Source organism: Desulfobulbus rhabdoformis (assembly GCF_016919065.1).
Lineage (GTDB): Bacteria > Desulfobacterota > Desulfobulbia > Desulfobulbales > Desulfobulbaceae > Desulfobulbus > Desulfobulbus rhabdoformis.
In genome coordinates this window covers 1-389 of sequence record NZ_JAFFQA010000186.1, presented here as the reverse complement: position 1 = coordinate 389, position 389 = coordinate 1, and the positions used below count along the sequence as shown (strand labels likewise).

The 389-nt window shown below is 42.7% G+C and carries 1 protein-coding gene; it reads left to right on the top strand.

Going from position 1 to position 389, the window contains the following annotated elements; all coding sequences use genetic code 11:
• The coding region (locus JWJ90_RS23015; protein ID WP_205229535.1) for an efflux RND transporter permease subunit at positions 1 to 389 on the top strand (389 nt) is incomplete at both ends.

Sequence of the window (389 nt, the reverse complement as noted above, 5' to 3'; positions counted from 1 at the left end):
GATATGGGTAGTGTAGTAGCCGACATCAGAAAAGTTATTGCTGAGAAAGTTGACCTACCTTCAGGTTACTCGGTAGCAATAGGTGGCCAATTCGAAAGCCAGCAGCGTGCTCAAAGCAGACTAGCTATCGTTGTACCTCTATCTTTAGCGCTAATTGCATTGTTACTTTACTTTGCTTTTGGCTCTGTTGGTCAAGCTATGCTGATATTGGTCAACGTGCCGCTTGCTGTAATTGGCGGAGTTTTCTCCTTATATTTATCTGGACAATACTTGTCTGTACCAAGCTCCGTTGGCTTTATTACCTTATTTGGTGTAGCGGTATTGAATGGGGTCGTTATGGTAGAAAGTATCAACCAACGTATTAAAGACGGTCTAGAAGCATCTAAAGC